Origin of the sequence: Prevotella sp. P4-98, assembly GCF_002251405.1 — a bacterium.
GTDB lineage: Bacteria > Bacteroidota > Bacteroidia > Bacteroidales > Bacteroidaceae > Prevotella.
In genome coordinates, this window is sequence record NZ_NPJC01000051.1 from 119,237 (window position 1) to 132,762 (window position 13,526).

Here is a 13,526-nt window from a genome sequence, read left to right on the forward strand (position 1 = left end):
GCAATTATTTTCGTTTATAAGTATAACATTCTGTTGTATTACCTTGCTCGCGCGTAAGCTTCATACTGTTTTCAGTCTTGTCGCTTATAGTCCATGTTTCTGTATAATTGTATTGTGGGAAAAGGAGATCGGTCAAGTTTCCTGCAATAGTGATATTGTCACCCTTCAACATGAAGCATTGGTCGTAGAGTTGGCTTCCAAATCTATCCCATTTGTTTATTTTGTGATTTTCTGAAAAAGCTAATGTATGGTAAAACTGCTTGTTCCATTCATCGCCATTGAGAATATCAATATCGGTAACATTCTCGCCATTGATCATGTGCGTATAGTGGATGGTTTCCCACTTGCCAAGCAGTTCTGCAGGCACAGGGGCCTTCATGATCTCGTAGGCTCGCATCATCACATCAGGAAAAAGAAGAAAGGGAAAAATATCAAAGTGGGCGAAAAAAAAAAATGGGATTGCATGTTACTAAAAAAAAGAATGGATACCTTAATCTATGTTACATGAGTATGATAACAGATGAACAATCAGTAGTTTACATCAGATATAACACTTATCCACAGAATTTCCACACTACATCTTTTTATATAGGGGTCATCGTCATGCGATGGAAAATGAGACCGTTTCAGACAGGATTGCAACCGCATGAGAAACGCCACAAAACAATTATCATACGGTAAAAAACATATTCATTGCGTATAAAAATCATGTTGAGGAGTAATTTATAAAGACTTAAATTTTATTAATCAATAAAAAAAACGTATATTTGCACCACCAATAACGATTTTCTAAGAATCAATAACAATTTTAATAATTTTAAAGGATTTATAAATATGGAAAAGTACACCTTGCACAACTCTTTCGTTTTCACAGTAATTCTTCTCTTAGGATTCTGCGCCAACGTATGCGCACAGAACGAACAGTCGGAAGCAAAGAAGACTGTTTACATCGAGTATTTCAACCGTCCACAGAACCTCAGTTTTTCACAAGCTGAAGCTTTGCGCAACAAAGTGATTGAACACATTCAGTATCGCAAGCGCATTATTCTGATTGACGTGGATTCTGACAAATCGCTCAAACTGGAGCAATCACGACGCGAGAGTCCTGAAGCCTCTGCAGAAGGCGATATGGATCGTATGAAGACCATGGTGACCATTGGTGCCAACCTCATTCTTCAAGGTAGAATCAACTCGATTGCCACTAAATCTGAAACTGATAAAGAAGGTAAGCGCACTTATACTGCCACCTGTAGCTACACCCTTAAATTTGTGAATCCACAAAACGGTACCATCGTTGCCAGTGAGACCAACGAAAATTCCGGCCACGATGCATCGGAGGAAAAAGCCATTCAGAGTGCAGTGACAAGCGTTGGTACCTCGAATGCTATCGACAGATTGCTCGAAAACATAGCTCCCCTATACGGTCACATCCTCGAAATCAGCAAATTGAAGAAGGATGAAGCCAAAGAGGTTTATATCGATTTGGGCACATTACACGGTATCGACACCGAAACTTGGTTTAGCATCAAGGTAAGTCGCCAGATTGCCGGACGTACAGCCAACAAGGAAATCGGTCTTTTGAAAGTCAGCACGGTAGAGGGTGAAGACATCTCGCTCTGCAAGGTAAAGAAGGGTGGTAAAGAGCTCAAAGCGGCTATGGATCAGGGGGTCACCATCACCCTTCAGTCAAAATACGTCAGCACCCTCTTCGGTATCCGTATCTAAGACCAACGAGGAAAATTGATTTATGCAGCCATCACCCCTCGTCGGCCTGCTGACCGATGAGGGTTTTAAGCCAATAAACCACGAAGTATAGATATGAAAAAGATTATCTGTTTCCTGTTGGGACTGATGCTCTGCCCCAACCTTTTCGCACAAGTATATTCCAACGATGCCGAACTGGTGTCGGAGGAAAACGGTAATGTAACATTACGATCATCGGGCACTGCCGACAAGAAAAAGGAAGCTACCGCCCTCGCCATCAAGTCTGCATTCAACACGCTGTTTCACTCTGGTGTGGCAGGACTGAAAGGTGGTACTCCCATGATAGCCGTACCCCGCAAGGACTACGACTACCGTTTCTTCTCTGAGTCACGATACATCAACTACCTCACCGACGAACCCAAGGAGGTTGATGATATGAAGGTGACGAAGAAAAAGAAAGTGGTTGTGACGGTGACCATCAATACGAAGTCGCTGATTGCTGACCTACAGCACAACAGCATTGCTGTTTCGCCCACATGGGTGGATGGTAAGAAGCAGGTGAAAGCTACCGCCGCCCTCAATCCCACCATCGTCATTGTGCCAGAAGTGAACAGCAGCAATGGTACCGACTTTGAGGCGATGCGCAAAGCAGCAGAGAATAATGAGGCGTTGAAATATGCCCTCACCCGTGTCACTGCTGAATTTGCCAAGCACGGTTACAAGACCCGCAATTTTATCATTCAGCTGCAGAACTCCAAGAGAGATGAGATGATGCGCATGGGCAGCAAGTCGGACTTGAAGACCAAGATTGTGCAACAGTTGCCAGGCGACATCGTTGTCAAGGTTGATGCCAAAGTACTGGCAGACAACCAGAACCACATCGAGTGTAACCTCAACCTGAGTGCTGTGGAGAATCAGACCAACGGCAACCTCGCTGCAGCCACCTTCCCCAGTGGCAAATACTACAAGGGAAGTACAGGCAATACCGAACTCGTGGAGTATTCTATGAAAAAGATTACTGCCGACTTCTTCGAGCAGATCAAGAGCTCATTTGAGAAGATGGTAGCCGACGGACGTGAAATCTATATTGACCTGACCCTCTCACAGAGCATCAGCGACTGGGACTTCGACCAAGACAGTCCTGAATCGGGTAACAACTTCAAAGACGCCCTCGACGACTGGTTGCGCGAACATGCCCAGCAGAGTGTCTATGACATGAGCAACAGTACCGATAAGTTTGTACACATCGCCCTCAACATCCCCTTGTGGAATGCAGAGCGCGGACGTTCATACACCATCTCTAATTTCAGCAGCGACCTCCGCAAATTCTTCCGCACACAGTTTGGTGACAACTACAAAGCCACCATTACCGCACAGGGACAGAAACTGGAGATTGTCATTGAATAAATTCCAGGGACTGAGTATCAACAATAATTACCAAGAGTATGAAAAGACTGTTCACACAAATAGCAATGATGACGCTTGCCATCGTAGGATATGCGCAGAGCGACATCCATTTCTCAACCGTGAAAGCCACGGATAAGAATTTGCCTGCAGAAGTCATTGATGCACTCGACCTCAAGATGCACCAGGTGCTCAACCGCAACAGCGCAGCAGCAGCCGACGGGTATAATGTGTTTGCCATTGAACCAGCCCTCTCGCTGGGCGATGTGCTCTCTACCGAGGGAATGGTGCGCAACGTATCAGTTGCCAAAGGCGAACTGGTGCTCATCGCCAAGAATATCATCGACGGCACGGAGTACTACAGTCTGACCATCCCCGTGGAGGCTGATGCCGTAGGCGATAAAGACAAGGCGCTGATGAAGCTGGTGCAGAATATCAAGGTGACCAACCCCGCCTTCACCCGATTCATACGTACCACCCGTCAGAAGATAGCCGACTACTATGCCGCCAACTGCGCCATCATCTTGCAGAAGGCACAAGCGCTGTATAACCAACGCCGCTATCAAGAGGCTGTCATTTATCTGTCGGCTGTGACAGGCAACATTCCCTGCTACGATCAGGCTTATGCCCTTCAGCAAGAGATTGCCGCCAATATCCCTGCCGGTCCAGATACCGTCATCGTAGAGAAGGAAGTGGAGAAACCCGTCATCGTGGAAGTGGAGAAACCCGTCATCGTGGAAGTGGAAAAGCCACAGCCCGCCACTCCCGTCATCGACCAGAAGGCACCCCAGATGCCTCCTTACGAACTGACGATCTCGGTGAACGACCTCGATTTCCGCATATTGCGTTGCTACGGCAATAAAGAACAGAACCGCATCACCATCGAAACAGAATTCTGCAACCGCCGCATGAACACGGAAAAAGGTGATATTGAAATCAAATCAGCCTTCGACGAGAATGCCAAGGAGTTGGAGCGCTACAACTTCTCCGTCAACGAAAACGACAGCAGTTACGACTGGCGCAATATGCCTCCGAAACTGGCTATGAAGCAAGACTTCTACCTCATCAAGGCAGACCATTTCATCCCCAAGATTTCATACATCAAACTGAAAGTGCGCGATGCCATCATTGAGATTCGCAATCTGCCAGTAGAATGGTAGCATAACACCTACTTATAAATACAGACCATTATGAAACGACTGATAACCCTCGCATGCATGATGTTCGCCATCGTGACGATCTATGCACAAAACAAGGTGGTGGAGAGTAGTGCCAAGAAAGTGCCCGCATGGCTCGGCACAGCCGTAGAAGGCAAACTCGTGGTCAGCGTGACAGCCCCCACCTTAGCCCAGGCACAGGTCAAGGCGATGAACGAAGTGACTGAGCGCATCATCCTCTCGGTGGCCAGCAATGTCAGCGTGACACAACGCAACGTGGCCAGCGAAACCGTGACCAACGACGGTGTGGAATCGCGCGACGAATACAACCGCATCGCTAAGATGAAGTCTGCCAACCTGCCGTTCCTCAAAGGTATCTCGCAAGCCAAGGTGGAAGAGGTCTATTGGCGTCGCATGCGCGACAAGCAAACTAAGAAGGAGTTTTACGAGTATTCGGTGCTCTACCCCTACTCTCGTGCCGAACAGCGCACACTACAAAGTCAGTTTGAGAAGATTGATGCTGAGAAAGTGGCACAATACCAAGCCCTGGAAGACGGTATTGACGATATTGCCGATGTGGCAGACATCAAAGCCGCTATCACCCAGTTGGCAGCATTGAAGGAGTACTTCTTTGATGATGTCCGCGTGAAACAAACGGAAGGGCTCATGTTGCGCTACCGCCAACTCTATGACGCTCTCGCCATCACCGGACGCTTCACCGACGACAATACCTACCTGGTACAAGTATTGCTGAAAGGCAAACCCGTGCGCGTTGCCAAGGTGCCCACCGTTAAGTCGAACTGCGCCGGACAAATCAGCGTAGAGCCACAGGACGGTGCCTTCCTCATCAGTTTTGACGCCACCGACTGTTTGCCCGAAGAAGAAAACTTCCTCGACATACAGTTGCGCATAGAAAACAAGAAGCTGCAACAGCGTGCCATCATCGGTGTGGATGCCGATGCCACCATTAATATTGCGCAAGCCGTAGTGCCCGAAGGCAAGATCATCCTCACCGCCAATGCTGTCAACAAGCAAGACCGCACCCTGACCGACATCAATATCCGCATGACTCTCAACAACCGTCAAGGCATTACCTTCGGTCTGAAGAGCATCGAACTTGAAGTGCCCGAACTGACCGCCCCGTTGGTATTCGACGACATCGACGCCATCTTCGGTTCTAAAGGCATTATCCAGGTCAAAGCACTGGCAGAAGGCACGATGAAAGCCCGCACCACCAAGAAGTCGCGCTTCGCTTTCGTCAAAGGCACCATCACCGTGGTGAACCCCACCACCAATGGCGTGGAGCGCATCAAGGTGTCACTCCCCTACACCACCAACTGGGAAGAATAACCCGCAACCGTTTATAAACTATTAAATAATAACTCAAAAAACAAGAAGATTATGAAACAGCGTATTTTCAACCTGCTGCTCCTTGCAGCCATGATTCTGTGTGGTTCAACCATGGTTTCGGCACAGTCGAAAGCCCTGGCAAAGGACATCAAGAAAACCACCAAGGAATGGAAGAAGGCTGGATGGACCATGCTTGCATCAGCCTCAACCATGGATTATGCTCTGACCAAGTATCGTACCTATATTGAAGGAGACGAGGAAAACCGTATCAGCCTCATCGGCATTGCAATAGGTTCTAATCCCAAGATTGGTCGCGACAATGCTACAATGAGTGCCGTTTCCAACTATGCTATGCGTGCGAAAGCTCAGGTAGTAGGTAAAGCCAAGAGCATTGCCTCTTCAGACAATAGCAGCATGACCACCGAGGAAATTGATAAATTCGGTCAGGCTTACGAAATGGCTGTCAACACCAAGATTGCCGGTTTGGTAAAAGAACACTTCGCCATGGTTCGCAACGTGGATGGTAAGAAAGAATTCCAGGTATTCCTTTCTATCGACGAGACACAGGCCAAGAAAGCCCGCGAGGCCGCAGCACGCGAAGCCAAGCAGAAAGCCGCTCTCAAGGATCTGAGCAAGGAAGTAGAAGACTTCATCGGTGAACCTGTAGCTCAGGATTAACCGACCACATATCGACAATCCGAAAGCCGACCGCAAGGCAGTCGTATGCTTCGGATTGTCGATTTTTTCATTATTCACAGACTGTTCACCATTAACACCTTCAACAATGAAAAGACTCGTTTTTCTCGCCGTAACAGCGTTGGCAAGTATTCCTTTGTCTGCTCAAGTCGTTACTGACGATTTTGACAAATTCATCCAAGAAGAGAATGCCTCGTTCGACAAATTCATCGACGATGCCAACAAGGAGTTTATCGAGTTTCTGCGCCACCCATGGAAAAAGGCAGAAGCCAAGAAACCCGTGGAGCGACATACCAAACCCGAACCTCCGAAACCTGTCATCTACGACGAGCAAAAACATCCTGAAGATACTCCACCAGTGGAACTGACCATCAAGGATATTCTCAATCAGACCACTATCGAAGGACAGCAACGTCCTACGGTAGAGGTGAAGAATGTGGATCAGTTGACCTTCGACAAACCAACACCCAAACCACAACCACAACCCAAGCCAACTCCAAAACCTACTGTGATCGTGGCTAAGCAAAATACACCCACCATCATTGGAGGTAATACACCAAAAGTAGAACCTGCGAAGCCACAGGCTACACCAGTTAAGCCGCAACCCGTAGCACCTAAAGCAGAACCGACAACACCTGCGAAACCACAGACGACACCGGTTAAGCCGCAACCCGTAGCACCTAAAGCAGAACCGACAACACCGGCGAAACCACAGGCGACACCGGTTAAGCCACAACCCAAGCCAAAAGCCAAACCCGCTATGCAGAGTTCGTTGCAAAAGGAATTCTACCCCAGTGTAGCCATCAACTATTGCAACACCAAACTCTATATTGACGCATCAATGAAAGGCGTTATCAATATCACCAGCAGTCAGGAATGTGCCGTTGCCGATGGTTACGAAGCATTATGCCGTTCCAACTACAAGCCCCTTATTGCCAACTGCCAGCAGGCACAGAAAGACTTCCGCCTCAACGACTGGGGAGTATTCCTCTTTGTGAAAACCGCAGCCGAAGCCTTATGCAACGATGAAAACAGCTGTATTGTCATGCAACAGTTCTTGCTCAACGAACTGGGTTACCGTGCGAAGATGGCACGTCGTGGCGATCGCAACCAGTTGTTATTGTTTGTTGCCACCGACTGCATGGTCTATGGTCACCCCTATTTCACCAAAGAGGGATTGAACTATTATAACATCAACGGCACGGAGGCCTGCACATTCTATATGTGTAATCAGGATTCGAAGAAAGCCAAGACTCCCGTTGCCATGCGCCTCAACAATGTTCCAGCCCTCAACAGCGGCGTAGTCAGTAGGCAGCGCACCAACAAAGCCGGCAATGTCAGTGTCAGCGTTAATGTTTCCAAATCGTTGATGGACTTCTATGCCTCCATGCCCCAATGCGACTATGGCGTCTATGCCAAGGCACCCGTAGCAGGCAGTTTAGCCCAAGAGGTGCTCGGCACATTACGTCCCCTTGTACAGGGAAAGAGTGAAGTTGATGCTGCCAATCTGCTATTGAACTTTGTGCAGACCGGTTTCAAATATGCTACGGATGAAGAACAGTTTGGTTTTGAGAAGCCCTTTTTCGTTGAAGAACTGTTCTATTATCCTGCCTGCGACTGCGAAGACCGTTCAGTACTCTTCGGTTGGCTGGTTCGCGAACTGCTTGGCCTTGATGTCGTTTACCTCGACTATCCCAACCATATCGCCACCGCCGTACAGTTTAAAGGCGATGTGAAAGGCGATTTTCTGACCGTCGATGGCAAGCGTTACACCGTATGCGACCCCACCTATATTGGAGCTTCCATCGGTATGACCATGCCCAATCTGCGTTCAGCAGGCGTTTCCATCCTTCGCTATTAACCCTCCTGTCCGAGTTGGGGATGAGCCATCACTTGTAACAATAATGACCGACATGGTACGATGTCGGTCATTATTGTTTTCAAGGGTTATTGTGCTTTGCAAGATTCTTATACTAAAAATCTCCGCATCAGTTTGCAGGATTCAGCGGTGTCATGTGGTAGCCCATGGCAGAGAGTTGCATGGCCATTCCCATGAGATAGAGTTGGTGGAGACATTGTGTATAGGCCTGAAAAGCCTCTTTGGTGCCAGGCTGTATATGTTCGTGACGCAACATATTATCGGTGCGCGAGGCACACTCCGCCACGATGTCCTGTGTTTTTCTGCGTCCATTCTCATCGAGTCTGAGCACATCCTCCATGATATGATCATCCATCGCATCGTAGCCACGCGCATCGCGCAACAGTTCGTAAAGCTGTGGATCAGCATTATAGCGCATCCAGTCTTTGTCCCACATGTATGCGATAGCCATGCCGATAAACATCATCCATCCCAGCGAAACGGTAGGATAGGCAGCAAACTCCCTGATGCCATCAGGGAGATAAGCCTCTATCAGTTGTTTCCATCGTCCTTCTACATCAGGACATTCAGGCAGACGCTCATCCACCACTTTCATTCCCAGCAGATAACGGTGCAGGTCATCGTGCAACCGCTGTTCAAAAGTTTTTTCCATATCTTGTCTATTAGTATTCATACGTTGGCGGACAATGGTTGCATCGCCTGGCGACAGTACCTTGTCCATACTTAATCATCATCATTCAATCTACAAAGATACAACATTTCGTTGGTTTTCCTATCGTTTTTCAGATAAAAAAGCTCCCATGTCATCCGACATGGGAGTAGAAAAAGGATGCATTCCGCAAATCTTCACAGACATAGCATGGAAGCATCTATTGTTTGAGAGTGTTTATTCATAATCAGTCATCAGGGTAATTGAGCGTGTTTATGCTATTATTTGCGCCCCATCAAATCGTCGTTGCTCACTTGTTTGGCAGTCTTCTTGACCGATGCTTTCAGACTTCCGAAGCGATAAGACACTCCAAACTGCAGATTCCAGTTAGGACCATCAACACGCTGACTGCCGATGTAGTCACCTTTCACGTAATGGGTTTTGATATCATTGCGATAACTGCAACGCACAAAGGTGGTAAGTCGATCTTCTTTAAGGAAGGAGCGACGGAGCGACACGGAGAAGTTCTGCCATGCACAGTCATAACTGTAAAGCGTTGTCGGAGTGCCATAATCGAAATATGCAGACAGGGTCAAAGCCAGTTTGGCAGGCAGTTCCTGTGTCAGTTGATTATAGGAATCGAAGTTCCATCTATGCATGGCAAGTCCAAGTGAAGTATTGGCTTTGTCCACCCAAGTGACGGTGCTATTGCTCACGAGTTTAGTGGTTGGAGTAATCTGCCACTGGATATAAGGCACGACCTGGAAGTAGTTAACCTTACCACTATTGTCGTAACTCGACATGAAGCGATTGTCTTCCACCCATTTCACTCCGGCAATAGCATCATCGCAGAGACTGAGTGAGGCATTGAGACCGATGGTCAGTTTAGTGGTCATGAGGTTATATCCGAGTGTGAAATTATTAGCTTTCGACGTGCCCAAATGCGGATTTCCGTAGCTGACGGAAATTGGTGTTTCGTTATGATACGGGTTCAGATAACTGATGCCCGGTCTTGACAATCGCATGGTGTAAGCGAGTTTCAGCGAGTTTTGATCATTGATGCGCCATGTCGTGCGAATAGACGGAACGATATCGTTGAAACGTTTGCTGAAATCATCTTGTGAACCGTCTGGCCATGATCCCTTCATGCGTGACGTCTCGTAGCGCAGTCCGGTAGCAAGGGTAAATCCACCGAGACGATATTTATATTCAGCATAGGCAGCCCCCACATCGGTCTTATGGTCAAACTTAGTAGCTGGCGAGCGTAGGAGTTCGCTGTTGAGGTATTCCCTCCTGAGGTTATCACTATTATTGAATCGCATCACATACTTACCACCCACATCTAATGAATGATGCTTGCCAAACGGACGTTCATAGTCAATCTGCAGGGTATGTTCGCTGAAGGTAGTATGATTGTCAAAAGACTGGCTGTCATATTCCCCATAGTTCAAACACTGTGACAGGTCTAAGCTTCCGTCACTATGAGAACGGGTGGTAGAAAACAGATAGTCAATGGCAAGGAGTTCGCCCTTTCTGCTGAAATTATGCTGATAGGACAATTGCAAGTCGATATCGAAATAGCGCGCCAGCACATCTCTACTGTCCATCTGCATGCTATAGATTGGATTTCCAGCAGCATCGGTCAGTCGGGTATTTTTTATTGCATCATCTTTCACCCGATAGGCAAATCCACTTGCCGCCAGGGTCAAGAGATTGCAGGAGTCGAGTTCCAGACTGGCATCCATGCCATACCACATGTTTCTTCCCGGATTGTATGTTCTCCGTTCATCGTGGTACCGGTTGTTGGTGTCGGTATAGACATAGTCAGTTGTTTCTGTCTGATGCCATTTCTGAAATGCCATACCGAAATACGGCGCGATGGTGAGTTTGCCTGTCTGTGCTGTAAGAAAGAGGTCGCCATTGTATGGATTGCCACTATCTCCAAATGTCCCGTGCGAACTGACAGTACCCGTCAGTCCTGTCATCTGGCTCTGTCGGTCCATCACGATATTGAGGATGCCCACCAGTCCTTCCGCATCATATTTAGCTCCAGGCTCGGTGATGACCTCGATGCGTTTCACCATACTTGCCGGCAGTCCTTTGAAAAGTTCCTTGGCATTGTTGGTAAAAGACTGGTCAGGTCTGCCATTCTTGAATATTTTGAAATCACTCGAACCCTTGACCTTGATCGTACCATCAGCATCGACGGTAACAAACGGCACTTTCTTAAGCATCTCTATCAGCGGATTGGTCTTTGCCTCAGGGTCGGAAGCCACATCATAGCTGACGCGGTCGTCTTTAGTCTTCACCATTTGTCGCTGTGCCTTAACGGTCAGTTCGCCCAAACCCACATTTTTATAGACATCAGTAGTGTCGGTGGCTACTGCAGCAGAGTCGCTCTGCGCCTTCGCTACAGGGCATAGGAGTAGCAGTATGGCTGCCCATACATATCTTTTCATCATTGTTTTGTGTTTATGTTGTGTATGTTTATTTCTTTCCGAGATAATCTATGGCTTGTTTGAGCATTCCCTCAAGATAGATATCTCCGCGAACGGTTTTGTTCATGATATTAGTCATATCCAAAATAGTATTCTTACATGTTGTCCGTTCGCCATAGGTCAAGAGACTGCTGTGATCTTTACACAGTGCCACTATCTTAGTAGCGAGCCCCACCTGCAGCATTTTCTGGCTAGGGTCTTTGATGGCATCGAGGAAAGCCACTCTGAGTAGTCCGAACTGAGTCATAAACTCCACATCATTGGTGACCTTCGACGGTTTAGCAGTCACATCATCTACCGACAGATCGTCAGCTGTTTTGCCGTCGTCTGACACACTAACCTGTTGCAGGGTTTTATTGCCCTGTTCGTCATAGCGCTCGATGATGAGCGTATTGCCAGAAAGAGTGCTACGTATGCGATTTCCCTTGGCGAGACTCGACAGGCTGTTCATCGTTACGCTTTTAGCAGCTTCTGGAGTCATACCATAGATATGATAGTAGTAGCAGTGGAAATCCATTCCTTCCTTAAACCACACAAAGGCATAGGCATGGCGGCGAGTAGAGTCAGACGGTTCCTTGAAAAAGGTAGAATAGTAATAGTGTGACTTATTGCTTCCCAATGTCACCCCATACTCATTGTTTGGCCCATACACCACTTTCTTGGTGTTGAGTGTGTTCATCTTTGCTTCAGGTTTTCTTATAAAAAAGGAATAAGCACGGTCCTGATCCTTTAACATGGCTTGTTCCATTTGTTTAATGAGGTTTTTATTGCTCTCCGGTATTTTAAACTCCGTAAACTTACAGTAAGTGGTTGGCGAGTCGGTTCGATCCTGATAATCGGAACGCGACAACAGTTCAACCGTAGAGTTTCCAATAACCTTTTGATAGGCATTCTGGATTATTTCCTGTGCCGAGGCACTTACAGTTGCCCACATGGCAACCATGGTAAGTATTATTTGTTTCATTGTTGTATAGTTATTTGCTTATTGTTCTACATATTCTTCCTCTTCGGCATCAAGGGCATCCATAGCCTGGAGGTATTGCATCTTACTATCGTTGAGTTCAACCATCTGTTGCAGTTGCATGGCTTGGAGCAAGAGTTCTGCCTGTGCCACGGCTTCATCGAGGTCAGCCTGACTGATGGCCTTGTCCACCGTCTTGGTAGTTCCAGTCTCAGCCAGATATTCTTTAGGAGGCGGTGGAACGCTGTGTAGTCGACGTATCTTCCGCTTAGTGGTTTTGGCGGGCGGTGTGATACTGTCTAATGGTATCTGACGTCGATCCACTGCCACGGTATCGGTTTCAACGGGAGTGATGGCCGGTTGACTTTGTGCTATCGGCTGCGGTTGGTCAGTAGTATGATTCCAGAGTGTCAGTGCGCCAACCAGCAACACAGCCACTGAGGCAGCCGCCGCCATCCAGCGCAGTGGCAAGATGCGATGTTTCTTCTCAGGAGCGTCTGTTTCTACAGGACGAATGGTTGCCGTATGATCTTCCATTCCGTTTTCAAACATGCGGAACATCTCGCAATAGGCCTGCCAATCGTCGTTCGAGATTCCTTCGGGACGGTCGGCATCTGTTGCTTGACGGAAGAAGTCAGCCAGTTGTGTTTCCTGTTCAACTGTCGTTTGTCCATCCATGAAGCTTTCGAGCAGATTGATGAGTTGTTGGTTTGTCATTGTCGGTTCCTTTCTTTGATATCATTAAACAGTTTTCGGCGTGCTGCCGATAGCATGGTTGCCACAGATGCTTCGCCTATTCCCAGTAGTGCTGCAATCTCAGCGTTGGTGCGTCGTTCAGTCTGTCTGAGTCTCAACACCTGCATTTCTCTGGGTGGCAGTTGTTCGATGCGTTGTCGCAGCCATTGTTCGCTTTCCTCCCATTCCATCTTCCGGTCAGGTGTATTGGTGGTGGGAATATCGAGAGGAATGACTCTTGTCCCACTATCTATACTGACCGATGGTCGCCGTCGTCGTTGGTGGTCAATGGCAGTATGTCGAGCCACGACAACAGCCAGTCTGACGGCATGTGTTTCGTCGTGTAGCGTATCATGCACAGCCCATAGCCTAAGCATTGTTTCGCTCGCCACATCGTCGGCATCATCGCTATCGTTCAGCATGCGCGATGCCGTTTGCCAGGCCTTCATGCGCAATTGTTTTGCCGTATGTTCAAACTGCTGTTGGTTCACCT

General features: G+C 47.7%; 12 protein-coding genes. 6 read left to right on the forward strand and 6 right to left on the reverse strand.

Features of this window, described 5'->3' with window-relative positions; genetic code table 11:
* Window positions 1-4: 4 nt before the first annotated feature.
* Window positions 5-400: a hypothetical protein gene (locus CIK96_RS07680; RefSeq protein WP_094440227.1), complete on the reverse strand. Its 396-nt coding sequence runs from the start codon at window positions 398-400 to the stop codon at window positions 5-7.
* Window positions 401-834: 434 nt separating this feature from the next.
* On the opposite strand from CIK96_RS07680, the gene CIK96_RS07685 reads away from it, so the two are divergent.
* From CIK96_RS07685 to CIK96_RS13630, 6 genes are all read left to right on the forward strand, one after another.
* Window positions 835-1,725: a hypothetical protein gene (locus CIK96_RS07685; RefSeq protein WP_094440228.1), complete on the forward strand. Its 891-nt coding sequence runs from the start codon at window positions 835-837 to the stop codon at window positions 1,723-1,725.
* Window positions 1,726-1,818: 93 nt separating this feature from the next.
* A complete protein-coding gene (locus CIK96_RS07690) occupies window positions 1,819-3,111 on the forward strand; it encodes a DUF6175 family protein (protein ID WP_094440229.1) in 1,293 nt (430 codons plus the stop codon).
* 38 nt (window positions 3,112-3,149) lie between these two features.
* The gene (locus CIK96_RS07695; RefSeq protein ID WP_094440230.1) at window positions 3,150-4,268 is read left to right on the forward strand and encodes a hypothetical protein; all 1,119 of its coding nucleotides are present in this window, start codon (window positions 3,150-3,152) and stop codon (window positions 4,266-4,268) included.
* A gap of 30 nt (window positions 4,269-4,298) precedes the next feature.
* The gene (locus CIK96_RS07700; RefSeq protein WP_094440231.1) at window positions 4,299-5,615 is read left to right on the forward strand and encodes a plethodontid receptivity factor PRF; all 1,317 of its coding nucleotides are present in this window, start codon (window positions 4,299-4,301) and stop codon (window positions 5,613-5,615) included.
* 51 nt (window positions 5,616-5,666) lie between these two features.
* Window positions 5,667-6,293, forward strand: coding sequence for a hypothetical protein (locus CIK96_RS07705; protein WP_094434271.1), 627 nt, complete (start codon window positions 5,667-5,669; stop codon window positions 6,291-6,293).
* Between the two features lie 106 nt (window positions 6,294-6,399).
* Window positions 6,400-8,172, forward strand: coding sequence for a hypothetical protein (locus CIK96_RS13630; RefSeq protein WP_094440232.1), 1,773 nt, complete (start codon window positions 6,400-6,402; stop codon window positions 8,170-8,172).
* A 127-nt stretch (window positions 8,173-8,299) separates the two neighbouring features.
* On the opposite strand, the gene CIK96_RS07715 is transcribed toward CIK96_RS13630, so the two are convergent.
* The 5 genes from CIK96_RS07715 to CIK96_RS07735 form a co-directional block, all read right to left on the reverse strand.
* Window positions 8,300-8,911, reverse strand: coding sequence for a hypothetical protein (locus CIK96_RS07715; RefSeq protein WP_336410088.1), 612 nt, complete (start codon window positions 8,909-8,911; stop codon window positions 8,300-8,302).
* A gap of 209 nt (window positions 8,912-9,120) precedes the next feature.
* On the reverse strand, window positions 9,121-11,301 hold the full coding sequence (locus CIK96_RS07720; protein WP_094440233.1) for a TonB-dependent receptor domain-containing protein: 2,181 nt from the start codon (window positions 11,299-11,301) through the stop codon (window positions 9,121-9,123).
* A 25-nt stretch (window positions 11,302-11,326) separates the two neighbouring features.
* Window positions 11,327-12,301, reverse strand: a complete 975-nt coding sequence (locus CIK96_RS07725; protein ID WP_094440234.1) for a hypothetical protein — start codon at window positions 12,299-12,301, stop codon at window positions 11,327-11,329.
* A gap of 18 nt (window positions 12,302-12,319) precedes the next feature.
* On the reverse strand, window positions 12,320-13,015 hold the full coding sequence (locus CIK96_RS07730) for a hypothetical protein (protein WP_094440235.1): 696 nt from the start codon (window positions 13,013-13,015) through the stop codon (window positions 12,320-12,322).
* Window positions 13,012-13,524 carry an RNA polymerase sigma factor gene (locus CIK96_RS07735; RefSeq protein ID WP_256387596.1) on the reverse strand — a complete coding sequence of 171 codons (513 nt, stop codon included), beginning with the start codon at window positions 13,522-13,524 and terminating at the stop codon, window positions 13,012-13,014. The genes CIK96_RS07730 and CIK96_RS07735 overlap by 4 nt, the downstream gene beginning before the upstream one ends.
* Between the last annotated feature and the right edge of the window lie 2 nt (window positions 13,525-13,526).